The 23,590-nt window shown below is 66.7% G+C and carries 29 protein-coding genes; 10 read left to right on the forward strand and 19 right to left on the reverse strand.

All coding sequences use genetic code 11. The features are described from left to right. The first annotated feature begins 107 nt into the window (after positions 1-107). Complete coding sequence (locus G5A46_RS04150; protein ID WP_163847578.1) at positions 108-956, forward strand: glycosyltransferase; 849 nt, start codon at positions 108-110, stop codon at positions 954-956. A 112-nt stretch (positions 957-1,068) separates the two neighbouring features. Beyond that, positions 1,069-1,761: a fumarylacetoacetate hydrolase family protein gene (locus tag G5A46_RS04155; RefSeq protein ID WP_163847580.1), complete on the forward strand. Its 693-nt coding sequence runs from the start codon at positions 1,069-1,071 to the stop codon at positions 1,759-1,761. A gap of 3 nt (positions 1,762-1,764) precedes the next feature. On the opposite strand, the gene glpK is transcribed toward G5A46_RS04155, so the two are convergent. After that, complete coding sequence (gene glpK, locus G5A46_RS04160) at positions 1,765-3,246, reverse strand: glycerol kinase GlpK (RefSeq protein ID WP_163847586.1); 1,482 nt, start codon at positions 3,244-3,246, stop codon at positions 1,765-1,767. A gap of 165 nt (positions 3,247-3,411) precedes the next feature. Between glpK and G5A46_RS04165 the strand changes: the two genes are divergently transcribed. Then, positions 3,412-3,945 carry a TetR/AcrR family transcriptional regulator gene (locus G5A46_RS04165; RefSeq protein WP_163847589.1) on the forward strand — a complete coding sequence of 178 codons (534 nt, stop codon included), beginning with the start codon at positions 3,412-3,414 and terminating at the stop codon, positions 3,943-3,945. Positions 3,946-3,954: 9 nt separating this feature from the next. Next, complete coding sequence (locus G5A46_RS04170) at positions 3,955-4,329, forward strand: META domain-containing protein (protein ID WP_163847591.1); 375 nt, start codon at positions 3,955-3,957, stop codon at positions 4,327-4,329. Here G5A46_RS04170 and recO read toward each other — a convergent pair. The 11 genes from recO to folK all read right to left on the reverse strand — a co-directional run bounded on the left by recO (position 4,307) and on the right by folK (position 13,193). Continuing rightward, positions 4,307-5,038 carry a DNA repair protein RecO gene (gene recO, locus G5A46_RS04175; RefSeq protein ID WP_163847593.1) on the reverse strand — a complete coding sequence of 244 codons (732 nt, stop codon included), beginning with the start codon at positions 5,036-5,038 and terminating at the stop codon, positions 4,307-4,309. The two genes, G5A46_RS04170 and recO, sit on opposite strands and share 23 nt — an antisense overlap. A 59-nt stretch (positions 5,039-5,097) precedes the next feature. Next, complete coding sequence (locus G5A46_RS04180) at positions 5,098-5,427, reverse strand: DUF1491 family protein (protein ID WP_163847595.1); 330 nt, start codon at positions 5,425-5,427, stop codon at positions 5,098-5,100. 49 nt (positions 5,428-5,476) lie between these two features. Continuing rightward, positions 5,477-6,382: a GTPase Era gene (gene era, locus G5A46_RS04185; protein WP_163847596.1), complete on the reverse strand. Its 906-nt coding sequence runs from the start codon at positions 6,380-6,382 to the stop codon at positions 5,477-5,479. Between the two features lie 127 nt (positions 6,383-6,509). Then, positions 6,510-7,193 (reverse strand): ribonuclease III, encoded by a 684-nt coding sequence (rnc, locus tag G5A46_RS04190; RefSeq protein ID WP_163847598.1) that lies wholly within the window; start codon positions 7,191-7,193, stop codon positions 6,510-6,512. 7 nt (positions 7,194-7,200) lie between these two features. After that, positions 7,201-8,043 (reverse strand): signal peptidase I, encoded by an 843-nt coding sequence (gene lepB, locus G5A46_RS04195; RefSeq protein WP_163847600.1) that lies wholly within the window; start codon positions 8,041-8,043, stop codon positions 7,201-7,203. Positions 8,044-8,117: 74 nt separating this feature from the next. After that, entirely contained in the window at positions 8,118-8,579 is a 462-nt protein-coding gene (gene acpS / locus G5A46_RS04200; RefSeq protein WP_163847602.1) for a holo-ACP synthase, read from the reverse strand. Between the two features lie 22 nt (positions 8,580-8,601). Then, positions 8,602-9,351, reverse strand: coding sequence for a pyridoxine 5'-phosphate synthase (locus tag G5A46_RS04205; protein ID WP_163847603.1), 750 nt, complete (start codon positions 9,349-9,351; stop codon positions 8,602-8,604). Positions 9,352-9,357: 6 nt separating this feature from the next. After that, the gene (locus G5A46_RS04210) at positions 9,358-10,008 is read right to left on the reverse strand and encodes a DUF2062 domain-containing protein (protein WP_163847605.1); all 651 of its coding nucleotides are present in this window, start codon (positions 10,006-10,008) and stop codon (positions 9,358-9,360) included. Then, positions 9,998-12,166, reverse strand: coding sequence for a RelA/SpoT family protein (locus G5A46_RS04215; protein WP_163847607.1), 2,169 nt, complete (start codon positions 12,164-12,166; stop codon positions 9,998-10,000). The genes G5A46_RS04210 and G5A46_RS04215 overlap by 11 nt, the downstream gene beginning before the upstream one ends. A 34-nt stretch (positions 12,167-12,200) precedes the next feature. Further along, positions 12,201-12,560 (reverse strand): DNA-directed RNA polymerase subunit omega, encoded by a 360-nt coding sequence (rpoZ, locus tag G5A46_RS04220; RefSeq protein ID WP_163847610.1) that lies wholly within the window; start codon positions 12,558-12,560, stop codon positions 12,201-12,203. Between the two features lie 75 nt (positions 12,561-12,635). After that, positions 12,636-13,193 carry a 2-amino-4-hydroxy-6-hydroxymethyldihydropteridine diphosphokinase gene (folK, locus tag G5A46_RS04225; RefSeq protein WP_163847613.1) on the reverse strand — a complete coding sequence of 186 codons (558 nt, stop codon included), beginning with the start codon at positions 13,191-13,193 and terminating at the stop codon, positions 12,636-12,638. 138 nt (positions 13,194-13,331) lie between these two features. On the opposite strand from folK, the gene G5A46_RS04230 reads away from it, so the two are divergent. The 5 genes from G5A46_RS04230 (at position 13,332) to fmt (ending at position 16,932) form a co-directional block, all read left to right on the forward strand. Further along, positions 13,332-13,910, forward strand: a complete 579-nt coding sequence (locus G5A46_RS04230; RefSeq protein ID WP_163847615.1) for a LabA-like NYN domain-containing protein — start codon at positions 13,332-13,334, stop codon at positions 13,908-13,910. 20 nt (positions 13,911-13,930) lie between these two features. After that, the gene (locus G5A46_RS04235; RefSeq protein ID WP_163847616.1) at positions 13,931-14,362 is read left to right on the forward strand and encodes a YqaA family protein; all 432 of its coding nucleotides are present in this window, start codon (positions 13,931-13,933) and stop codon (positions 14,360-14,362) included. 69 nt (positions 14,363-14,431) lie between these two features. Further along, positions 14,432-15,382 carry a 4-hydroxy-3-methylbut-2-enyl diphosphate reductase gene (gene ispH, locus G5A46_RS04240; protein WP_163847618.1) on the forward strand — a complete coding sequence of 317 codons (951 nt, stop codon included), beginning with the start codon at positions 14,432-14,434 and terminating at the stop codon, positions 15,380-15,382. Between the two features lie 70 nt (positions 15,383-15,452). Beyond that, positions 15,453-15,905: a ribonuclease HI gene (rnhA, locus tag G5A46_RS04245; protein WP_163847620.1), complete on the forward strand. Its 453-nt coding sequence runs from the start codon at positions 15,453-15,455 to the stop codon at positions 15,903-15,905. Between the two features lie 118 nt (positions 15,906-16,023). Then, the gene (gene fmt, locus G5A46_RS04250) at positions 16,024-16,932 is read left to right on the forward strand and encodes a methionyl-tRNA formyltransferase (RefSeq protein WP_163847621.1); all 909 of its coding nucleotides are present in this window, start codon (positions 16,024-16,026) and stop codon (positions 16,930-16,932) included. 62 nt (positions 16,933-16,994) lie between these two features. On the opposite strand, the gene def (G5A46_RS04255) is transcribed toward fmt, so the two are convergent. The 3 genes from def (G5A46_RS04255) to def (G5A46_RS04265) are packed head-to-tail and all read right to left on the reverse strand — an operon-like array spanning position 16,995 to position 18,506. Beyond that, on the reverse strand, positions 16,995-17,492 hold the full coding sequence (gene def / locus G5A46_RS04255; protein ID WP_163847623.1) for a peptide deformylase: 498 nt from the start codon (positions 17,490-17,492) through the stop codon (positions 16,995-16,997). Further along, a complete protein-coding gene (def, locus tag G5A46_RS04260; RefSeq protein WP_163847625.1) occupies positions 17,489-17,986 on the reverse strand; it encodes a peptide deformylase in 498 nt (165 codons plus the stop codon). Before def (G5A46_RS04260) ends, def (G5A46_RS04255) begins: the two co-directional genes overlap by 4 nt. Before the next feature lies 1 nt (position 17,987). Beyond that, positions 17,988-18,506: a peptide deformylase gene (def, locus tag G5A46_RS04265; RefSeq protein WP_163847626.1), complete on the reverse strand. Its 519-nt coding sequence runs from the start codon at positions 18,504-18,506 to the stop codon at positions 17,988-17,990. A 119-nt stretch (positions 18,507-18,625) separates the two neighbouring features. On the opposite strand from def (G5A46_RS04265), the gene G5A46_RS04270 reads away from it, so the two are divergent. Further along, positions 18,626-19,798: a MalY/PatB family protein gene (locus tag G5A46_RS04270; protein ID WP_163847628.1), complete on the forward strand. Its 1,173-nt coding sequence runs from the start codon at positions 18,626-18,628 to the stop codon at positions 19,796-19,798. Positions 19,799-20,000: 202 nt separating this feature from the next. On the opposite strand, the gene G5A46_RS04275 is transcribed toward G5A46_RS04270, so the two are convergent. The 4 genes from G5A46_RS04275 to G5A46_RS04290 all read right to left on the reverse strand — a co-directional run bounded on the left by G5A46_RS04275 (position 20,001) and on the right by G5A46_RS04290 (position 23,569). After that, the gene (locus tag G5A46_RS04275) at positions 20,001-20,816 is read right to left on the reverse strand and encodes a metallophosphoesterase family protein (protein WP_163847630.1); all 816 of its coding nucleotides are present in this window, start codon (positions 20,814-20,816) and stop codon (positions 20,001-20,003) included. 29 nt (positions 20,817-20,845) lie between these two features. Then, positions 20,846-21,835: a diacylglycerol/lipid kinase family protein gene (locus G5A46_RS04280; RefSeq protein WP_163847632.1), complete on the reverse strand. Its 990-nt coding sequence runs from the start codon at positions 21,833-21,835 to the stop codon at positions 20,846-20,848. A 181-nt stretch (positions 21,836-22,016) separates the two neighbouring features. Then, positions 22,017-22,481 carry an Hsp20 family protein gene (locus tag G5A46_RS04285; RefSeq protein WP_163847634.1) on the reverse strand — a complete coding sequence of 155 codons (465 nt, stop codon included), beginning with the start codon at positions 22,479-22,481 and terminating at the stop codon, positions 22,017-22,019. A gap of 257 nt (positions 22,482-22,738) precedes the next feature. Then, on the reverse strand, positions 22,739-23,569 hold the full coding sequence (locus tag G5A46_RS04290) for a trypsin-like serine peptidase (RefSeq protein ID WP_163847636.1): 831 nt from the start codon (positions 23,567-23,569) through the stop codon (positions 22,739-22,741). Positions 23,570-23,590: the final 21 nt, after the last annotated feature.

Here is a 23,590-nt window from a genome sequence, read left to right on the forward strand (position 1 = left end):
GCGCACCGCCCATGTCCACCCCTCTCCGCCCTTCCCGTGACGTTGACGGGTCATCGAATTGCCCCGATGCTGGGCCATTCAGCGGCCAGGCGGACAAGGAAACACCCATGCTGAGAGACCACACCAAGGGCAGAGCCATGAACATCGACCCGACCCGGATGCGCGTCGCCTATCTGACGCGGTTCCATTACTTCGGCATCTCCGGCTGGCGGTCGGATGCCAGCCGCGACATCGCGCTGTTGCTGGACCCCGCCCGGCTGGAACAGCGGCTGGAGATGATGGGCGACATCACCGTGCCCTCCCTGCGGGGGCAGACCGATATGGCGTTCGACTGGTTCGTCCTGTCCTCCGCCCAGATGACGGACAGCTACAAGGACAAGCTGCGGGCGCTGGTCAAATCCGTCAGCTGCAACATTTGCCGTGCGCGGTTCATCGGACCGGACAGCGCCAATACCGTGTTCCGCCGCATCCTGATGAACAATTACGACCATGATCAGGTGATCTCGACCGTGGTGCTGGACGATGACGACGCGGTCAGCGCCGATTTCACCGCCACGGTGAAGGAGGTCGCCAGCCGGGGCTGGAACCACCGGCAGGTCGGGGCGGAGATGCTGTTCACCAGCTTCCCGCAAGGCCATTCCGTGGTGCTGCGCCCCGACGGCTGCGAGGTGATCGACCGGCACACCCCCTGGAACAACCAGGGCCTGACACTGACCGCGCGGGCCGACAATCGCAAGACGGTCTACGGCATCAGCCACCGCAAGGTCGGCCAGCGCCATCCCAGCCAGCTGCATGACGACGGGCGCAGCTATTACCTGCGCGCGGTACATGACAGCAACGACAGCCGCGCCATCGTCGCCGATCATTTCGGCCCCTCGGACATGGACAGCGCGCGCGCCCGGTTCCCGCTGGTGGATTTCGCCCGTCTGCATCTGCCCGCGCTGACGCCGCAATAGGCGCCGCGCCGCACCCGGCGGCCCCGGCCCGCACCACATCTCTGCCGCGGCCTTCCCCAGCCTGCGGTTCTCTGGCATCACATCGCCAGCCCGACCTTCCAAGGAGCCGTCGATGACCCTGTTTCAGATTCCGCCCAGCCCGCAAGTCCCCGTCACCGGAACGCAGGACACCTATCCGGTGCACCGGATTTTCTGCGTCGGCCGCAACTACGCCGCCCATGCGCGGGAAATGGGCACCGAACCCGATCGGGAGGCGCCGTTCTATTTCACCAAGTCTCCCTCGGCCATCACCCTGTCGGGCAGCACGATCCCCTACCCGCCCGGCACCGCGAACTACCATCACGAAATGGAACTGGTCGTGGCCCTGGGCGCGCCGCTGTTCCGCGCCACGGCGGCGCAGGCGGAACAGGCGATCTATGGCTATGCCTGCGGGTTGGACATGACGCGCCGTGACCGGCAACAGGACGGCAAGGATCAGCGCCGCCCCTGGGATCTGGGCAAGGATTTCGAGCAATCGGCCATCATCGCCCCGCTGACCCCGGTGGCCGAGGCCGGGGCCCTGGCCGGCAAGCGGATCGAACTGGCCGTGGATGGCGCGGTGGTGCAACAGGCGGTTCTGGACGACCTGATCCATTCCGTGCCCGAGGTTCTGGCCCATCTGTCGGGCTACTACCACCTGGCGCCGGGCGATCTGATCTACACCGGAACGCCCGCCGGCGTCGGCCCAGTCACCGCCGGGCAGCGGCTGGAAGGACGGATCGACGGCCTGTCCCCTCTGGCGCTGAGCATCGCGGAGCCGGAGTAATCGCTACCCGGTCAGGGTGCGGCGCACCGCATCCTGCCACGCGGCATAGCGGGCATCGCGACGATCTTCGCCCATCGCGGGGGTGAACCGGGCCTGGCGGCGCCACATTTCGGCGAACCCGTCCTGGTCGGGATAGATCCCGGCGCGCATTCCGGCCAGCCAGGCAGCGCCCAGGGCGGTTGTTTCCGTCATCTCGGGCCGGTCCACGGGCAGGCCGGTGATGTCGGACAGGAATTGCATCGTCCAGTCACTGGCCACCATGCCGCCATCCACGCGCAGTGTCTGCGCGCCGCCGGGGCGGTCGCGCTGCATCGCCTCGATCAGGTCGCGGGTCTGGTAGCCGACGCTTTCCAGCGCGGCGCGGGCCAGTTCCGCCGGGCCGGTGCGGCGGGTCAGCCCATAGATCGCACCCCGGCAATCGGCATCCCAATAGGGCGCGCCCAACCCGGTGAAGGCGGGGACAAGGATCACCTGCTGTTCCTCATCCGCTTGCACGGCCAGCGCCTGCGTCTGGCCCGCGTCGTCGATGATCCGCAGCCCGTCGCGCAGCCATTGCACCACCGCCCCCGCCACGAAAATCGACCCCTCCAGCGCATAGGTCATCCGCCCGTCCAGCCGGGAGGCCACCGTGCCCAGCAGCCGGTTGGAGGATCGCACCAGATCCTCCCCGGTGTTCAGCAGGGCAAAGCAGCCGGTGCCGTAGGTCGCCTTCATCATGCCGGGGGTGAAACAGGCCTGCCCCATCGCGGCGGCCTGCTGATCGCCCGCGACACCCAGGATGGGGATCGGCGCGCCGAACAGATCGGGCCGCGTGGTGCCGAAATCATCGGCGCAATCGCGGACCTCGGGCAGCATCGACATCGGCACGCCGAACAGCGCGCACAGATCCGCATCCCACGCTCCGCGCCGGATGTCATACAGCATCGTCCGGCTGGCATTGGTGGCGTCCGTGGCATGGACCGCGCCGCCCGTCAGCTTCCAGATCAGCCAGCAATCCACGGTGCCGAACCGCAGGTGCCCCGCTTCTGCCAGCGCGCGGGCGCCATCGACGTGATCCAGCAGCCAGGCGATCTTCGTGGCGGAGAAATAGGGATCGAGCAACAGCCCGGTGGCCTCCGTCACCTGATCCTCGGCGCCGTCGCGGCGCAGCCGCGCACAGGTGTCGGCGGTGCGCCGGTCCTGCCAGACGATGGCGTTGTGCAAGGGTCGACCGTCGCGCGCATCCCAGATCACCACCGTTTCACGCTGGTTGGTGATGCCGATCCCGGCCAGTTCGCGCGGACCCAGCCCGGCCTTCTCCACCGCCGCGCGGCAGGTGGCGGCAGTACTGGTCCACAGATCGCCGGGATCATGCTCCACCCAGCCGGAGCGGGGGAAATGCTGGGGAAATTCCTGTTGCGCCACGGCGGTGACGCGCATCTGCCCGTCCAGTATCATCGCGCGGCTGGATGTCGTGCCCTGGTCGATGGCCAGAATATGGGTCATGGCGCTGCTCCTGCGTTTGGCGCGATCCTCGCCCGCCCGCGACCCTGTCGCAAGCCCCGTTGGCCTGACGCCCGCCGCCTGTCCGGCCGGCCCCCGCCCAGCCCCTCGCGGCGCGGGTCCAGATGGCGCATTGCTGCAATGCAGAAACGTGCTAGACTTGCCCTCATGTCACGCAAGCCACGCCTTTCCCCCGACGACTGGTTGCAGGCCGGTCTGGATGCGCTCTCCTCCGCCGGGCCTGAGGCCCTCAAGGCCGAGGCGCTGGCCCGCGCGCTCGACACCACGAAAGGGTCGTTCTACTGGCATTTCCCCGATGTCCCCGCCTATCGCCGGGCGCTGCTGGAGTTCTGGGGGCAGACCGCCGAGGCCGATCTGGCCCCCGCCGCCGACCGCCGCGCCGCCGTGGCGCAGTTGCACCAGTTGATGACCGAGGGCGACAGCCCCGATCACCGCGCCGAGGCGGCGATGCGCGCCTGGGCCCGCACCGATGCGGCCGCGGCGGCCGCCCTGACGCGGATCGACGCGCAGCGACTGGACCATCTGCGGGCGCTGCTGCGGGTGCTGGGCGTGCGCAACCCCGATATCGCACGCATCCTTTATGCGGCGCGCATCGGCACCGCCCAGATCGGCGAGGCCGAGGACGGGCAGAATGCCGCCGCGCTGGCGACCCTGGTGGATCTGGTGCTGGCGCTGCGATAGAATGGCGCCATGCGCGCATTGATCCTACTTCTTGCCTTGGCCGCCTGTCGCGAGACGCCCTTGGTGGCGCCCGACCGGACCTGGCAACTGATCCGGTTGGACGGCCAGCCCTTCGCCGCCCGCGCGACCCTGCGGATCGGCGCGCAGGACGCGTTTGACGGCCAGACGCCATGCAATTCCTACGGTGGCGGCTGGACGGGCGGCGGCGGTGCCTTTGCCGCCGGGCCGATCCGCGCCACCCGCCGCGCCTGTCCCGAGCTGGCGGCCGAGCAGAGCTATCTGGCTGCGCTGTCACGGATCACCGCCTACGATATTGCCGACGACCTGCTTACGTTGTCCGGCCCCGAGACGACATTGGTCTTCACCCCCGCGCCACCCGCCTGAGGAACGCGGTTACAAACCTGTCCCGTGCGTCGGGCAGGGGTTTTGCCCCGAGCGCAGGCGCGACCTTGGTTTGCAGGAAATGTCCCGTGACATGCAGGGCTTGCGCGACCTCCGCATCTGGGGCGGCGCCCTCGCCGCGCAGGCAGGGCGGCAGGGGCAGCAGACGGTCGGCATAGTCTCCCGCGCCCGCTTCCGTCACCGCGCGCCCGGTGCGCGGGGAGACATAGCACAGCCCCTCCTCTGCGCCGGTGACGGCACAGCTGGACAGGTCCAGCCCGTAGCCCATGTCCTCCAGCAGCACCTGTTCCCACCGCAGGTAGGCCAGTGGCCAGACATCGTCCTGCCCCATCAGGTCCAAAAGCTGCTCCGTAAGGTGATAGAGACGGGGATGAGCCTCCCGCTCGGGCAGGCAGAACATCAACAGCGCCGTGACCGCGTTCAGCCCGGCCAGCGACAAACGCCCCTCCAGCGCGCCGGCACGGGAACGAACGGGTTCAACGGTAAAGGTGCCCAGGTGATCTTCCAGCCGCGCGCGCCAACTGATATCCAGCTGCGCGCCCGGTTGCAGCACCGGCGCGATCCGGCGTGACGCCCCGCCGCGCACCACCCCGGCATGACGACCCCGCGCGGCGGTAAAGACCTCGGCGATGGCCGAGGTTTCGCCGTGGCGCCGCACGGCCAGCAAGATCCCCTGATCGCGCCAATCCATGCCGATGTTATCCGCCCCGATGCGAACCGGGGCAAGCCCCTGCCACCCGCATCACCGGATCACTCCGACAGGCCGGGCTGGTCCAGCATGTGGCGCCCGGCGCGGTCCTCGACCTCGACCACCCACAGATCGGGATCGGCCTGCCGGGCGCGTCCCAGCGCCGCGTCGACATCGCGTTCCGTTCCCTGTGCCATGACCTCCCACGCGCGGCGATCGGCCATCAGGTCGAACCGGCGTTCATACAGGCATGCCTGACCGTCCAGGGTGTTCAACTTGACCAGCACCGCACCGGAGGTGTCATCACCATGCGCCACGACAAAGGCAGGGATATCGCCCAGCCGCAGCCGGGTCAGATAGGCATCGACCCACATTCGCGCGGTCAGACGCATGGCGGCGCCCCGGCCGGGATCAACCGCAGGGCGCGCAGGCGCAAGGGGATCAATTCCCGTCCTTGAAATTCAGGCCCATCTCGGAATAGCGGGCGGATTCCTCCAGCCAGTTGGGCCGCACCTTGACCTGAAGGAACAGGTGGCACTTTCGGCCCAGAAATTCCTCCAGCTCTTCGCGCGCGGCCTTGGAGACGGCCTTGATCGTCTCGCCCTTGTGGCCCAGCAGAATGCCCTTGTGCCCGTCGCGCGCGACATAGATCACCTGATCGATCCGGGCCGATCCGTCGTCGCGTTCCTCCCAATGCTCCGTCTCGACGGTCAGTTGGTAGGGCAGTTCCTGGTGCAGGCGCAGGGTCAGTTTCTCGCGCGTCATCTCCGCCGCGATCATCCGCATCGGAAGGTCGGCGATCTGGTCCTCGGGGTAAAGCCACGGTCCTTCGGGGACTTCACCGGCCAGCCACTGGCGCAGATCATCGACGCCGTGCCCTTTCTCGGCGGAGATCATGAACGTCTCCACGAAAGGGAACAGCGCGTTCAGCTCCTGCGCCAGGCCCAGCAGCACCCGCGCCTCCACCCGGTCGATCTTGTTGATCGCCAGGGCGACGCGCCGTCCCTTGCCGATATCGGCAAGCGCCTCGGTGATGCGGGTAACGCCCTCGGTGATGCCGCGATGCGCCTCGATCAGCAGGACGACGACATCGGCATCGGCCGCCCCGCCCCAGGCGGCGGCGACCATGGCGCGATCCAGCCGGCGGCGCGGTTTGAACAGGCCCGGCGTATCGACAAAGACGATCTGGCTGTCCCCTTCCAGCGCGACGCCACGGATGCGGGCGCGGGTGGTCTGGACCTTGTGGGTCACGATCGACACCTTCGCCCCCACCATCCGGTTGAGCAGCGTGGATTTGCCCGCGTTGGGCTCTCCGATCAGGGCGACGAATCCGGCGCGGGTGGTCATGGGAGGCTCCTTGAAACTGGCCGGAGACATAAGCGATGCATGGCCAAAGGGGAAGGGCGCAGCGCGCGGCGCCCCCGACGGGGCCGCGTTGCGGGACGTACATGGGATCGGGTGCGGGACGCGGCGTTCACCCCCCCGCGACGAGATCCAGCAGGCCGCGGGCGGCCATCTGCTGGGCCTCGCGTTTGGAACCGGCGGTGGCTTGGGCGGCCTCTCCGGTTTGCAGCCGGGCCTCGATGGTGAAGACGGGGGCGTGATCGGGGCCGGTGCGGGCGGTTTCCACATAGGCGGGCGGAGGCAGGCCCCGGCCCTGCGCCCATTCCTGCAACGCCGTCTTGGCGTCGCGGGCGTCCTGATCGACGGTTTCGACCCGCGCGCCCCAAAGCCGCAGGATCAGCGCCTTGGCGGCATCGAACCCGGCATCGACATAGACGGCGGCGATCACCGCCTCCATCGCGTCGCCCAGCAGCGCCTGCTTGCGCCGACCGCCGGACAGCTGTTCTGAGCGGCCCAGCTTCAGCACGTCGCCCAAGGCGATCTCGCGGGCGACGTCGGCGCAGGTTTCCTTGCGCACCAGTGCATTGAAGCGCGGGGCCAACTGGCCCTCGCTGGCGCCACGGTCGATCATCAACAGCGCCTCGGCCATCACCAGGCCCAACACCCGGTCGCCCAGGAACTCCAGCCGCTGATTGTCATCACGGCCCGGGCTGGACATCGACGGGTGGGTGACCGCGCGCACCAGCAGTTCGGGCCGGGCAAAGTCATGGCCGATCCGGGTCTGGAACCTGCGCAGCTCGGCCGACAGCTTCATCTGCGCCTCAATCAATCGCCTTGAAGAACCGGTCGCCGCGCCAGGTCCAGAAGAACAGCATGGACCGCCCGGCGGAGGAGAACATGATGCGATCCGCACGCCCGATGATGTTCTCGTAAGGCACGAAGCCCACGCCACCCGCCGTCTTGGCAAAGCGGCTGTCGGTGGAATTGTCGCGGTTGTCGCCCATCATGAAATAATGACCCTCGGGCACGGTAAAGACGCCGGTGTCGTCCGACCGCCGCTGGTAGGCGATGTTCAGGATATCGTGGGACGTGCCACCGGGCAGCGTTTCGGTCTGGCGCGTCTTGACGCATTCGGCGCCCTGGCCCACCGGCCCGTTCTCGCACAGCGGGTAGCGGCCCAGCGGCCCCTGACGTTCGAACGTCTCCACGAAGGTGCCGGCATCTTCAAGGCCGACGGCCGCGCCATTGATATGCAGCACGCTGTCGATCATCTGGATCTTGTCGCCGGGCAGGCCGATCAGGCGCTTGATGTAATCCTCCCCCGTGGCGGGGTGGCGGAAGACGACGACATCGCCGCGATCGGGTTCCCCGCCCAGAAGGCGGGTGTTGTCCCCGTCCAGGAAACCGCAGAGATCCTTGGCATCCACGTCCAGCCCCACGGCACCGATGCGGATGGAAGGGCAGGAGGCGTAGGAATAGCCGTAGACCATCTTGTTCACGAACAGGAAGTCGCCGATCAGCAGCGTGTCCTTCATCGACCCGGAAGGGATCCAGAAGGGCTGAAAGAACAGGGTGCGGAACACCCCGGCGATCAGCAGCGCATAGACGATGGTCTTGATGGTTTCCCAGATGGCATTGCCACCCTTTTCGGCCTTGTCCGCCATGCGTGTGTCCCCTGTTCCCGACCGGCGCGCGGCCCAGTCTGTCCGTGGCTACATGCGGGCCGGTGCGCCCGGTGTCAAGGCGCGCGGCCCGGCCCGGCGGAGGCCGGCCCGCCGCTGGGAAAGGGCGTGTCGGGCATGTCCAGCGGCCGGGCCTCGATCACCACGAAGGCCTGTGCCCAGGGGTGGTCGTCGGTCAGGGTGACGTGGATGATGGCGCGGTGGCCGGGCGGGGTCATCGCCTCCAGTCGCCGGGCGGCCCAGCCGGTGACGGCCATCTGCGGCTGGCCGCTGCGCAGGTTGGTGACGGCCATGTCCTTCCAGGCGATGCCCATGCGCAGCCCGGTGCCCAGCGCCTTGGAGCAGGCTTCCTTGGCCGCCCATCGCTTGGCATAGGTGCCGACCACATCGGCCCGGCGATTGGCGCGGGCCTGTTCGGCATCGGTGAAGACCCGGTTGCGGAACCGGTCGCCGAAACGATCCAGAGTGCCGGCGATGCGGTCGATATTGGCCAGGTCGGTGCCGATGCCCAGGATCATGACGGGCCCCTTCTTTCAGGCGTCAGGCGCGGGCCTCATCCATCAGGCGGCGCATTTCGGCGATGGCCGGAGCCAGCCCGCGAAACATCGCTTCGCCAATCAGGAAATGCCCGATGTTCAGCTCCTGCACCTCGGGAAAGGCGGCGATGGGTTGCACGGTGTCATAGGTCAGCCCGTGGCCGGCATGCACCTCCAGCCCCAGCGAATGGGCGAAAGTCGCCATCTCCCGCAGACTTTCCAGTTCGGCATCGCGGGGGTCAAAGCGGCCTTCGGCATGGGCGTCGCAATAGGCGCCGGTGTGCAGTTCCACCACCTCTGCCCCGATGCGATGCGCCGCCTCGATCTGGCGGCGGTCGGCGGCGATGAAGATCGAAACGCGGCTGCCCGCCTCCCGCAGGGGAGCGATGAAATGGGCCAGGCGATTTTCCTCCCGCGCGACTTCCAGCCCGCCCTCGGTGGTGCGTTCCTCCCGCTTTTCCGGGACGATGCAGACGGCGTGAGGGCGGTGACGCAGGGCGATGGCCTGCATCTCGTCGGTCGCCGCCATTTCGAAGTTCAGGGGCACGGTCAGCACCTCCATCAGCCCTTCGATATCGGCGTCCGAGATGTGGCGGCGGTCCTCCCGCAGGTGCGCGGTGATGCCGTCGGCCCCTGCCTCCTGCGCGACCTGCGCGGCGCGCAGCGGATCGGGATAGGCCCCGCCACGTGCGTTGCGCACCGTGGCGACGTGGTCGATATTCACGCCCAGGCGCAGCTTTTGAACTTCGGTCATCTTGCGTTATTTCCCCTGTTCCAATCGGGCCTGCCGCGCCTTGGCCGCCGCGACCTTCCTGGCCAGCGCGACGCGCCGCCGGGCCTGGTAGGCCCGGATCAGCGGCACCGAGACGTAATAGGCAACAAGCCCGGAAACCACCCCGGGAATCAACCCGCCCACCAGGTAGGGAAAGAAGATTTCGTGGTAAAAGACTGACAGCCCGTGCCAATCGGCGTCCCGGTCGGTGACCAGCGCCAGCAGGTTGTCCCTGAGATCGCGCGCGGCATCCAGGAATTTCCCCCCGAAGGAGCGTTTGACCTCGCCGTCCGGAGGTTTCGGCCGGCCCAGCAGGAAATACCCGGTCTGGATCGACAGCAGCCCGATCGGCACATAGGTCAGCGGATTGCCCACAAAGGTCGCCAGCAGAGAGGCTAGGATATTGCCGCGCAACACCTTGGCGATGATCGCGGCGGTCAGGAAATGCAGCCCGTAGAACGGCGTGAAGACCGTGACCACCCCGGCAAAGATCCCGCGCGCGATGGTTTCGGGGGTATCGGGCAGGCGGCGCAGGCGGTGTTTGACGTAGTGGAACGCGCGCGCCCAGCCGCCCACCGGCCAGAAGAAATCTACGGCGATCTTCCAGTACGGCCGCCTGTCCCGGCGCTTAAAGACCAACGGCCTCTCCTTCCCGCGGGGCGCCTGGCGCGCCTGGCGGCGATTCCTCGATGGTTCTGCGGCGCGTCAGGGCGGCCACGTCGGCCTCTGCCTCCAGCGCCGAGGTCAGGGTGTGCAGGTGCTCCGCGTCCCGCAGCTCCGCATCCACCCAGATCCTGTAGAAATCCGGTTTCCGGTCCATGAAGTTCAGATCCGAGATATTGGCCTTCTGTTCCCCGATCAGGGTACAGATCCGGCCCAGTACACCGGGATCGTTGGCCAGAGTGATGTCCAGCGTAACAGGGTAAATTGCCGCATGGCGCCCGGAATGCCAGTGCAGGTCGACCCAGCGTTCCGGCTGATCGTCGAAATGGCTGAGCGAGGCACAGTCGATCGCGTGGACCACGACACCGCGCCCGCGCCAGGTGATGCCGACGATGCGTTCGCCGGGCAGCGGCTGACAGCAGGTGGCGCGGTTGAAACTCTGGCCTTGTTCCAGGCCGATGACCGCGCGGTCGCGGCGCACGGCCTCTCCTTCGGGCGTGTCGACCAGCTCGGGGTAAAGGGCCTCCACCACGCTGGCGACGCGCAGCTGGGCAGAGCCGAGGCGGGCCAGAACCTCGTCACCATCGGGCAGGCTGAGTTTCCGCGCGGCGGTTTCCAGCGCCTTGTCGGTGGCCTTCTTGCCGACATGTTCGAACCCCGACCGCGCCAGTTCACGCCCCAGCCGGATGAAACGTTCGCGATCCATCTCCCGCAGGGCGCGGCGGATCGCGGTCTTGGCCTTCCCGGTGGTGGCGATGTCCAGCCAGGTGGCCTGAGGATCCTGCCCCTCGGCGGTGATGATCTCCACCGATTGGCCATTCTTGATCCGGGTCCACAGCGGCACCCGCATGCCGTCGACCTTCGCCCCCACGCAGGCCGAGCCGATGCGGGTGTGGATGGCAAAGGCGAAATCGATCGGCGTGGCGCCGCGCGGCAGTTTCACCACGTCCCCCTTGGGGGTAAAGCAGAACACCTTGTCGGCGTACATTTCCAGCTTTACCGCTTCCAGGAAATCCTCGTGGTCTTCCTCCGACTGGAACTGTTCGGACAGGGTTGCGATCCAGCGCGCCGGATCGACGGCAAAGCGATTTTCCGCAGGTTCTCCATCGCGGTAGGACCAATGCGCGGCAACGCCGGCCTCTGCGACCTCGTGCATCTCGCGGGTGCGGATCTGCACCTCCACCCGCTTGCCGTCGCGGCCCGAAACGGTGGTGTGGATCGACCGGTAGCCGTTGGATTTCGGCTGGCTGATGTAATCCTTGAACCGGCCCGGCACGGATCGCCAGCGGCGGTGGATCACGCCCAGAACCCGATAGCACTCATCCTCGGCCCCGGCGATGACGCGGAACCCGTAGATATCCGACAAGCGGGAGAAGCCCTGACCCTTTTCCTCCATCTTGCGCCAGATGGAATAGGGCTTCTTGGCCCGGCCCAGAACCTGCGCGTTCAACCCGGCGGCGTCCAGCTCCTTGCGCATGTCGCCGGTGATGCGTTCGATCACGTCACCGGTTTCGCCGCGCAGGGTGACAAAGCGGCGGATGATGGAATTGCGTGCCTCGGGGTTCAGGACCTTGAACGCAAGGTCTTCCAGTTCCTCCCGCATCCATTGCATCCCCATGCGCCCGGCCAGCGGCGCATAGATGTCCATTGTCTCCCGCGCCTTCTGCACCTGTTTCTCCGGGCGCATCGCCTTGATCGTGCGCATGTTGTGCAGACGGTCGGCAAGCTTCACCAGGATGACGCGCAGATCCTTGGACATCGCCATGAACAGCTTGCGGAAATTCTCCGCCTGCTTCGTCTCGGTAGAGGAAAGCTGAAGGTTGGTCAGCTTGGTCACGCCATCGACCAGATCGGCGATATCGGCGCCGAACCGGGTGGTGATCTCGTTGTAGCTGGCCTTGGTGTCCTCGATCGTGTCGTGGAGCAGGGCGGTGACGATCGTGGCGTCGTCCAGATTCTGCTGGGTGAGAATCGCGGCGACGGACACGGGATGGGAGAAATACGCCTCTCCCGAGCGGCGGAACTGGCCCTCGTGCATCTCGCGGCCGAAATCATAGGCTGCGCGGATCAGTGCCTCGTTCGTCTGGGGATTGTAGGCGCGGACAAGAGCAATCAGATCGTCTACGGGGATCATCTGAAACTATGCCTTTCCCCGCGCCCGGACCGGTTCAGCCCTGGCCGCCCTGCGCCTCCATGAGCGCACGAAGAAGTTTCTCCTCGCTCATGTCGTCTTCGGCGGGTTTGTCCGCAGGCTCGCCGCCCATCAGCAGGGCCATGCTGTCTTCCTCGGGTTCGTCGACCTCGATCTGGGACTGGTTCGCCTCGATCAGGCGTTCGCGCAGATCGTCGGCCGATTGCGTCTCGTCGGCGATTTCGCGCAGGCTGACAACGGGGTTCTTGTCATTGTCGCGATCCACGGTCAGCGCGCCACCCGACGAGATCTCCCGCGCCCGGTGCGCGGCAAGCAGGACAAGCTCGAACCGGTTGGGAACCTTGTCGACGCAGTCTTCAACGGTAACGCGGGCCATGGGGACTCCAATCTGTGTCTCGGCGGATTGAGAGAGCGGTTCTACGCCTTTGATTTAGGCTTGACAAGGAGCGTGTCACGACAAAACTACCGCATTCCGCTCCGCTTCGGGCAGATCGGCGCACATTTGCGCAACCGTGCGGCCCAGAACCGGGTGTTGCCAGTCCGGCGCGATCTCGGACAGGGGCACCAGCACGAAGGCGCGATCCTGCATCCGGGGGTGGGGGAGAATCAGTTCATCCGGCGCCAGGCGCATCTGATCGGCCAGCGGAAGGCGCCGCCAACGGCTCTGCTCCGCCACATTCGGAAGGACGCGATCTTCCGCGCCCAGCAGGTCGAGGTCAACGATTCGCGGCCCCCACCGCCGCGCCCTGGTGCGACCTAACGTCGCTTCGACGCCATGCAGCGTCAGAAGCATCGCCTGCGGGGTCAGTTCCGACTCGACCACCGCCGCCGCGTTGACGTAATCCGGGCCGCTCCCCTCAGGAAACGCTGGGGTTGCATAGAGTTGACTGCGACGCAGAACCTGCCCCACAGCTTCCAGACGAGTAAGGGCATCACGGACCACCATACGCGGAGGCACGCCGTCAAAGGGCTGATTTCCGCCAAGTCCTATCATGTAACTCAGGGTCATCTATACTTATGTCCCATTCTTCATCCTATCTCGCCCTTGCGACCAAAAATTATCGAGCCTATTTTTCGGCTCTTGTGCCATATGCCTTCTCCCTCACAACCTATCGGGGTATTTGGCTCCCGACCGAAGGAAGTTTAAATGTTCTACAAAGACGAACGGCTGGCGCTGTTCATCGACGGATCGAATCTGTACGCCGCTGCCAAGGCATTGGGATTCGACATCGATTACAAGCTGCTGCGCCAGGAATTCATGCGTCGCGGTAAGTTGTTGCGTGCCTTCTATTACACCGCCCTGCTCGAAAACGAAGAATACTCGCCCATCCGCCCGCTGGTGGACTGGCTACACTACAACGGCTTCACGATGGTGACAAAGCCTGCGAAGGAATTCACCGACAGTCAGGGCCGGCGCAAGGTAAAAGGCAACATGGATATCGAGCTGACGGTCGATGCCATGGAATTGGCGCCGCGCGTCGATCACATCGTGCTGTTTTCCGGCGACGGCGACTTCCGGCCCCTGGTCGAAAGCCTGCAACGCCAGGGTGTGCGGGTCTCCGTCGTGTCGACCATTCGCAGCCAGCCGCCGATGATCGCCGACGAGTTGCGCCGCCAGGCCGACAATTTCATCGAACTGGACGAGCTGAAAGAAGTGATCGGCCGCCCCCCGCGTGAAAATCACGACGACAGCGAACGCCACCAGCGGAACGTTGCGGCCCACTAAGGCCGGGACGCAGGCCCGGGATGCAGGGTGACCTGATTGCCATGGCGCTTGCCGCCTTCGGCGCGGCCACCCTGCTGCCGTTCCAGTCCGAAATCGTCTTTGCCGCGGTGCAATTGCGCGGAGAGACACCGCTGGCCCTGCTGATCGGCGTCGCCAGCCTGGCCAATACCGCAGGCAGCACCGTCAATTACGCGATCGGGCGCAGCATCGACCGGCTGCGCCACCGGCGCTGGTTTCCCCTGACGGATGCGCAACTTGACCGCGCGCGCGGCTGGTACGCCCGCTGGGGGCTGTGGTCGCTGCTGCTGTCCTGGGCGCCGTTTGGCGATGCGCTGACCCTGGTGGCCGGGGCCATGCGCTGCCCGCTGTGGCTGTTCGTTCTGCTGGTCGGCCTGGCCAAGACGGCGCGCTACGCGGCCCTGGCCTGGCTGACGGGCCGGATGCTGGGCTGACCCCCGCGCAGGGTCTTTACGCGCTGGCCGCCACCCCCTACCTGTAGGCCAATGCGAGAGGATCCCGCCATGACCAAACCGCCCCTGACGCTGTACCTCGCGGCACCGCGCGGCTTCTGCGCCGGTGTCGACCGGGCGATCAAGATCGTCGAAATGGCGCTGAAGAAATGGGGCGCCCCGGTCTATGTTCGCCACGAGATCGTGCACAACAAATTCGTCGTCGACGCGTTGCGCGATCAGGGCGCTGTCTTTGTCGAAGAACTGACCGAATGTCCCGATGACCGCCCGGTGATCTTCTCCGCCCACGGCGTCCCCAAGGCCGTCCCGGCCGAGGCCGCCCGCCGGGAGATGATCTATGTCGATGCCACCTGCCCCCTGGTCTCCAAGGTCCACATCGAGGCGGAGCGCCATCACGACACCGGTCTGCAAATCGTCATGATCGGCCACGCCGGTCATCCCGAAACCATCGGCACCATGGGCCAGTTACCCGATGGCGAGGTGCTTCTGGTCGAAACGGAGGCAGATGTTGCCGCGCTGGATGTGCGCGATCCGACGCGTCTGGCCTTTGTCACCCAGACGACCCTTTCGGTGGACGACACCGCCGGAATCGTGACCGCGTTGCAGGCGCGGTTCCCGCAGATCGTCGGCCCGCACAAGGAAGACATCTGCTATGCCACCACCAATCGTCAGGCGGCGGTCAAGGCGATGGCCCACCGCATCGATGCGATGCTGGTGGTTGGCGCACCGAATTCGTCGAATTCCCGTCGGCTCGTCGAAGTCGCGGCGAACAACGGCTGCGGCTATGCCCAGCTGGTGCAGCGCGCCGCCGATATCGACTGGCGCGCGCTGGACGGCGTCACCGCCATGGGCGTCACCGCCGGCGCATCTGCCCCCGAAGTGTTGGTGGAAGAAGTCATCGACGCGCTGAAATCGCGATTCGACGTGACGCTGGACCTGGTGGAAACCGCGCAGGAGAATGTGGAGTTCAAGGTGCCGCGCGTGCTGCGCCAACCGGCCTGACCCCCGCGCGGCTCCCTTGCTCCCGCATCCCCACTTGACGCCGCGCGCCCGGCGTGGTGATCCCTGCGCCATGACAGAACTTTACGCCTATACCGACGGAGCCTGCTCCGGCAATCCCGGCCCGGGTGGCTGGGGCACGTTGCTTCAGGCCAAGGACGGCGACACCGTCGTGAAGGAGCGCGAACTGAAAGGCGGTGAGGCGGACACCACCAACAACCGGATGGAGCTGATGGCCGCCATCTCCGCGTTGGAAAGCCTGAACCGCGCCACCAGGATCACCGTCGTGACGGACAGCCAATACGTCAAGAACGGTGTGACCGGCTGGATTCACGGTTGGAAGCGCAACGGCTGGAAGACCGCCGCCAAGAAACCCGTCAAGAACGCGGAGCTGTGGCAGCGCCTGGACGCCGCGCAGGCCCGCCACGACGTCACCTGGGCTTGGGTCAAGGGCCACGCAGGCCACCCCGAGAACGAGCGCGCAGACGAGCTGGCGCGCGCCGGCATGGCCCCGTTCAAGAGCTGACCGCCGGGCGTCCGGGCCACGCGGCCCCGACCGCCATTCCGGTCAGCCGCCCCGCTTTCGCGCTTGGCCCCGCCCCCGTGCGCCTGCTAGGGACGCGACGAACCGCAGGGGGCACATCATGCGCATCATCTTCATGGGAACACCCGATTTCTCCGTCCCGGTGCTGGACGCGCTGGTAAAGGCCGGGCACGATATCGCCGCCGTCTATTGCCAGCCCCCCCGCCCCGCCGGACGCGGCAAGAAGGACCGCCCCTCTCCCGTGCAGGCCCGCGCCACCGAACTGGGACTCGCGGTGCGCCACCCCATCAGTCTGAAATCCGCTGAGGCACAGGCCGAATTCGCCGCTCTGAAGGCCGATATCGCCGTCGTCGTGGCCTATGGGCTGATCCTGCCGCAGGCGGTGCTGGACGCCCCCGCGCGCGGCTGCCTGAACATCCACGCATCCCTGCTGCCCCGCTGGCGCGGCGCCGCGCCCATTCAGCGCGCGATCATGGCGGGTGATGCGGAAACCGGGATCTGCATCATGCAGATGGAGGCCGGGCTGGACACCGGCCCCGTCCTGCTGCGCCAGGCTCTGCCCATCGGCGCGGCGGAGACGGCCGGCACCCTGCATGACACCCTGTCGGAGATGGGTGCGCGGCTGGTGGTCACCGCCCTCTCCCGGCTGGACACCCTGACGCCCGTGCCGCAACCCGAGACCGGCGTCACTTACGCGGCCAAGATCGACAAGGCGGAGGCCCGCATCGACTGGTCCCGTCCGGCGGTGGAGATCGACCGCCAGATCCGCGGTCTTGCCCCCTTTCCCGGCGCCTGGACGGAAATCGACACCCGGCGGGTGAAATTTCTGGGGGCCCGCGTGACCACGGGCAGCGGCGCGCCGGGGATGGTCCTGGACGATGCGCTGACCGTCGCCTGCGGCGACGGCGCCGTGCAGATCACCCGCGCCCAGCGCGCGGGAAAATCCGCGCAGGACACGGAGATCTTCCTGCGCGGGCAGCCTCTGGCCGCCGGCGACAGGTTCGCCTGACGAGCGCGTTCGTCGTTGCGGAACATGCGCCGGCGGAGGTAGAGCAGCGCCCCCGGGCGGCCCTACCCGTTCAGCTTGCGCGCCCGGCGCAGCAGGATGTCGCGTTTCATCTTGCTCAGCCGGTCGAAATACATCCGCCCCGCCAGGTGGTCGATCTGGTGCTGAACCGAAGTCGCCCAAAGCCCGACGAAATCGCGATCCTCGATCACCCCGTCCGCATTCAGGAACCGCACGGTCACGGCGCGCGGGCGGGACAGGCGGGCGCTGACGCCGGGCAGGTTGGGGCTTGCCTCCTCATGCTCCCGAAGCTGGGTGGAGGCATGAAGCACCTCCGGATTCGCCATCCGCACCGCCTGACCACGGGCCTCCGACGCATCGACCACGGCCAACCGCAGGGTCACACCGATCTGCGGCGCGGCCAGGCCAACGCCGGGCATCGCCTCCATCGTGTCGACCATGTCGTCCCAATGGGCGCGGATCTCGTCGGTGATCTCGCTCACCGCCTGCGCGGGACGGCGCAGGCGCGGATCGGGCCAGGGCAGGCAGACGCGGGCCGTCATGGCCGGATCCCGTAGGCGGCGTCCAGCGTCGCACGACGGTCGGGCGGCAGGTAGTCAAGGTAAAGCCGTCCCTCCAGGTGGTCGAATTCATGCTGGGCGCAGATCGCGTCAAAACCGCTCAGACGGGCTTCCTGCCGGGTCCAGTCCGGGTCGTACCAGCGCAGCGTGATCTCAGCCGGGCGCGGCACCTCGGCGCTGATACCGGGGATCGACAGGCAGGCTTCCTCTGCCAGGGCGATGGAATCGGAGCGGTCGGTGATCTCCGGGTTCAGGCAGGCGCGCGGGGTGCGGCTGCCGGTCTTCCAGCCGCAATCCATGACAAAGATCCGTTGCATCACCCCGATCTGCGGTGCGGCCAGCCCCCGGCCGGGTGCGGCATACATCGTGTCGAACATGTCCACGATCAGCGCGCGGCAATCCAGGCCATGGGGGACCTCGGAACAGGGGCGGGCCAGGCGCGCATCAGGCCAGATCACCAGGGGGCGTGCGGGCATCTCAGTCCCGCGCCTTCTCGCGCTTGAGCTTCTGCATCTTGCGGGTGATCATCTGGCGACGCATCGGCGTCAGGTAATCAATGAACAGCTTGCCCTCCAGGTGGTCGATCTCGTGCTGCACGCAGGTCGCCCAGAGCGCGCCGAACGTCTCTTCCTGCTCCGCCCCGTTGCGGTCGATCCAGCGCACCGTCGTCTCTGCCGGGCGGGTGACTTCCGCGTATTGTTCGGGGATGGACAGGCACCCCTCCTCGTAGACCGAGGTTTCCTCGCTCGAGGCGATGACCTGCGGGTTGAACATCACGTAGGGGCGCGGCGCCTCTCCCTCGTCCTTGACGCAATCCATCACGATCAGGCGGTGGTTCTGGCCGATCTGCGGCGCGGCCAGGCCGATGCCCGGTGCGTCATACATTGTCTCCAGCATGTCATCGGCCAGGGCGCGCAGATCGTCGGACAGGTCGGGCACGGGGGCAGCGGCCTTTTTCAGACGGGGATCGGGGTGGATCAGGATCGGGCGTATCATGGCCACCATGTAGGCGATGCCCCGCAGCGGCGCAATATCGGCGCAAGACGGCGTGGCGGGGGGACTTGCACTTGCCCGCCTGTCGGCTAGCGTCTGGCCAAGAACAAGGGAACCGACACATGAACTTTGACGAACTGATCGACCGGCGCGGCACGCATTCGGCCAAGTGGGACAACCTTCAGCAATATTACGACCTGTCACCCGACGACGGACTGGCGATGTGGGTGGCGGACATGGATTTCCGCCCGCCCGCCGCTGTGCAGCGCCGTCTGGAGGAAGTGATGGCGGGCGGCATCTACGGCTATTTCGGCAACCCTTCGCCCTATATCGATGCGATCTGCTGGTGGATGCAGAACCGGCACGGCTGGAGCGTCGATCCCGCCGCGATCTTTACCACCCACGGCCTGGTCAACGGCACCGGCATGTGCGTCGATGCCTATACCGCGCCAGGTGACGGGATCGTCATGTTCACGCCCATCTACCACGCCTTTTTCCGGGTGATCGAGGCCGCGGGCCGGCGCGTCGTGGAATGCCCCATGGCGTTGAACGACGGGCGCTATACTCTGGATTTCGACGCCTATGACGCGATGATGGACGGGTCGGAGAAGATGATTGTCTTCTGCTCGCCGCACAATCCCGGCGGTCGCGTCTGGACGCAGGCGGAATTGACCCGGCTGGCAGATTTCGCCCGGCGCCACGACCTGCTGATCGTGTCGGACGAGATTCACCATGACCTGGTCTTTCCCGATCAGAAACACATCCCCCTGGCCGTCGCCGCGCCGGAGATCGCCGACCGGCTGATCATGATGTCCGCGACCACCAAGACGTTCAACATGGCCGGGTGCCACACCGGCAACGTCATCATCCCCGATGCGGAGCTGCGCAAACCTTTTGCCGCCCGGATGGCCGCACTTGGCATTTCGCCCAATTCCTTTGGCCTGCACATGGTAGAGGCCGCCTATTCCGAGGACGGTGCCCAATGGGTCGATGCGCTGATGGCCTATCTCGACGGCAATCGCCGTATTCTGGACGAGGGGCTGAACGCCATCCCGGGCCTGAAATCCATGCCGCTCGAAGGCACCTACCTGGCCTGGGTGGATTTCTCCGGTACCGGCATGTCCCCGGAGGAAGTAAAGTCCCGCATCCTGAAGGACGCCCGGATCGCGGTGAATTACGGCCAGACTTTCGGCAAGGGCGGCGAAGGGTTCCAGCGTTTCAATTTCGCCACCCCTCGCGCCCGTATCGAACAGGCGGTGGAGCGGATGCAGAAAGCGTTCGGCGACTTGCAGTGATCGGCCCAGGCGGCAGGGGCCGATTTCCCCTGCAACAGGGTCTTGTGCAGGCTCTGTTACAGGGTCTGACAAGAGTCTGTCATTGAAGTTTGCCGGCTGCCGCACCCTGCGGTCGGAGTAGGCCGCGCCACGGGTGGCTCCCCTTGTACAGAGACTGTATCAGGGTCTGATAAAGGGGGGTTCGCGCAGCTCGGTCCGGGCCCTAGCCGGTGGCGCCGGACAAGGCGCGGCGTGGTCCCTGGCGGGTCCAGCCTTCGGCGCCACGGTGATAGCGCGCCGCCTCCCGCGGGGCAAAACGTCCGCCGTCCGCCGCCCAGGCGGTGACTTCGACCCGCCCCGGCGCGCAATCCAGCACGTTGAAGGTGTTCATCTCGCCGCGCAGGCGGGTCGACAATCCGGTGCCCGCCTGCACGAACAACAGCCCCGGCTGCGCCGTGAACGGCCGCGCCTCGGTCTGGTGCAAATGGCCCGAAAGCACCACGTCCGTGCCGCATTCGGACAGATCCCGCAGCGCGGCGCGGGCGCCTTTCATCAGCCGCTTTTCCACCCCCGGCCCGTGTTCGAGCGGATGATGCAGCACCGCCACGCACAGCCGGCCCCCGGTCACGTCGAAGCTGTCGCAGACCCGCCGCACCGTGCGGGGCGAAAACCGCCCGCGCTGCCAGGAGAACCTGTTGACCGTGTTCACCCCCACCACCGCCAGCGTGTCGTCCAGATGGCCCGGCTCCAGCTCCCGGTTGATATGGCGGCGATAGCGGTGAAAGGGGCGCAGGAAACGCAGGAACAGGTTGTCCAGCGGCGTGTCGTGATTGCCCGGCACCACCAGTACGGGGGCGGTGATGCGGTCGATCAGGGCGCGGGCCTTTTGGAACTGGCTGACCCGCGCACGCTGCGTCAGATCGCCGGAAATCACGACCAGGTCCGGCGCGTTGCGGTCGATGGCGCGCAGCAGAGGTTCGACCAGTCCCGGATCGGCGCGACCGAAATGCAGATCGGACAGATGCAGGATCCGTTTCACAGGCGTCTCCCTTTGCGCTGCCGGCCTTCTCATGCGGCGGTCTGCGCGCCGCCGTCGGATGGGCGCGCCTGCGGGTCGGGCAGCATGATACGCAACGTATCCTGCGTCATGTGGAACCGAAAGGGCGCGCGGGCGCGGGTCTTTTCGCCGTCAAATGCGACCAGGGTATGTTTGCTGCCCGTCTCGACGCTGAGGTCACTGGCCGGGATCAGCGCGTAGTCGCGCCCCGGCCGCATCTGCCGGGTCACGAGCCGCCAGGCCAGGCGAAACAGTTTCCAGCGGGTGTCGCCGCGCCCGATCAGCACGGCAAAGGCATCATCGTGGATCGCCGCCTCGCCCTTCAGGTCGAACAGGTCCAGCTGATAGGCCGACCGGGCCACGAAGAGCAGCGGTGTGCGATAGGCCAGGGTGTCGCCGTTCACCGTGATGCGCAGGCGCATTGGCCGCTGAAACCGCAGAAAGGTCTTGGCCACCGACCAATGCGCCATGATCCGGCGACGGCCCCAGCGACGGTAGATGCTTTCACGTTCCTTCAGGATCGCCGGGTAGACCCCCAGGCTGGCATTGTTCAGGAACACCTGGCCGTTCACCATGCCGATGCGGATATCGTGGGGCTGACCGCAGATGACGGCGCGCGCGGCATCCTCTGGTGTCTCCGACAGGCCCAGGCCGCGCGCGAAGAAGTTGAACGTGCCCAGCGGCAGCACACCCATGGCGCAGGGCTTGCCCAGCATCGCCTGCGCGACCGCCATCGCGGTCCCGTCGCCGCCGGCTGCGACGATGCAATCCGCCCCCTCCGCGATCGCCGCCGCCACCAACGGTTCGGGATCGCTGCCCGGTGTCCAATACACGATTCGCGCACGATCCGGCCCCATGGCCTGTACCGCGCGGTCGATGGCCTGGGCATCGCGGCTGTTGGTGCCCGAATCGCGATTGGCCAGCAACACGATCTGGCGCGGCCCCAACGCCGAATCCGGGCGGGCGGGGGGGGTATCGGCCAATGGGGAGGAACCGTCCATGATCTGCCTTCCGCGTTACCGGGTCTTGCCCGTCCTGCGTCAACGCCGTGGTGACGTGTTCGGTTGCACCGGGCGGGCGCCGCTGTGGAAATGCGGCGGACAAGGTAGTCGGCGCGCGAAAAAAATGGCGCGGCCAAAGCCGCGCCATCTGAGAAACGAGGGTTGTCCTGGTCTGTCGGCTTTACGCCCTGGCGGTTTCAATCGCCTTTGCTTCGACCGTATCGCCCTTGGCGATCTCGATGCGGCGGGGCTTCAGCGCCTCGGGCACCTCGCGGGCCAGGTCGACATGCAGCATACCGTCGACATGGGTGGCGCCGGTGACCTTGACGTGATCCGCCAGATGGAAGCGCCGTTCAAAGGCGCGCGTCGCGATGCCGCGATGCAGGTAGGTCCGGGGGGTCTCCTCCTCGGCCTTGCGAGCCGAGACGACCAGCGCCTTTTCCTTGACCTCGACCGTCAGGTCCGCGTCGGTGAACCCGGCGACGGCGATCGAGATACGATATGCATCTTCGGCGGTTTTCTCAATGTTGTAAGGCGGATAGGTGGTTTGACTGATATCGTTGGTCAGCACCCGATCCATCATGTCGGCGATCTGGTCGAACCCGACGGTGGCACGGTACAGGGGGGCGAAATCAAGATTACGCATGTCTCATCATCCTTCGCAAAGCGATAACAAGTTGAGGTAGCGACCCTCCCACCATGGGACGGGCCGGATTGGACAGGGCCCGCATCGGGCGCCCTGATGAGACAAAGGTGGGAAAACCCGCGCCTTGTTTCAAGGGGCGTCTGACGGGTTGCGAAGCGGGGGCGGGTTTCAGCTGGCAGACACCGGCCCGGAGGGCGGATCGACGCCGAGCGGCCCGCCGCGCCCGCGACAAGTGCCGCCAGGTCAATGCAGAAGGTTCAATTGTCCGGCGTGATGAACTTGGCGCCCGTACTGTTGCGTCCACCGCCCACCTGGATGCGCCGGACACCTGGCGTCAGCTGGTTCCGGGGGGTCAGGCCACTGTCCAGCTGGCCCTTCATCACCTTGATCTGGCGGTCCAGTTCAGAGCCCAACGCGACGCGCTGACCCTCGACCTCCGCCTTGGCGGAGACGACGGAGACGATCATAGGAACCCCGCCGAAAAAGCTGAAGATCGGCGCGCCGGAGGAGCCGTAATCGACATCGCAGGAGGTGACCAGAACCCCCTGCTGCGCCGCGATCACGCCGCAGGTGGTTTCCAGCGACGGCGCGTCGGCGCGGTCGTGGGCATAGGAGACGACGCCCACGGGATCGCCGCTGCGCGGGGTCGGCGCCATGCGAAAGGGCGCGATATTGGGCTGGCGGATGGGGTGGTACAGTTCCAGCAGGGCGATGTCGTGGCGCACCCGCTCGGGCGAGACGTCGGTTCCGAATTCGTAATCGGGATGCAGCACGGCACGGCGCACGTTGCGATAGGCATCGGCCCGTCCGTTGCGCACCCCGGCCTGGAATTCGATCTGGTCGGGGGTGAACCGTTCGCCGGTGCTGCGGTCGAACATGCAATGCGCCGCCGTCAGCACCAGCGCCGGTTCGATCAGCGCACCGGTGCAAAATCCGCGCCCGTCCAGGTCCAGGCGGCCGACGGCCTCCCAGCCGCGACTGTCTATGCCGGTGTCCAGACGCTTCAGCCCGGATTGCGCCAGGACTGTGCCGCCACCGGGCAGGGCAAACAGAACCGCGAGGGCGACACGATGGAGCAAGGACAGCATTCGGCAGGGCCTCGGGTTGCG

The sequence above is a fragment of the Pseudooceanicola aestuarii genome (genome assembly GCF_010614805.1).
Lineage (GTDB): Bacteria > Pseudomonadota > Alphaproteobacteria > Rhodobacterales > Rhodobacteraceae > Pseudooceanicola > Pseudooceanicola aestuarii.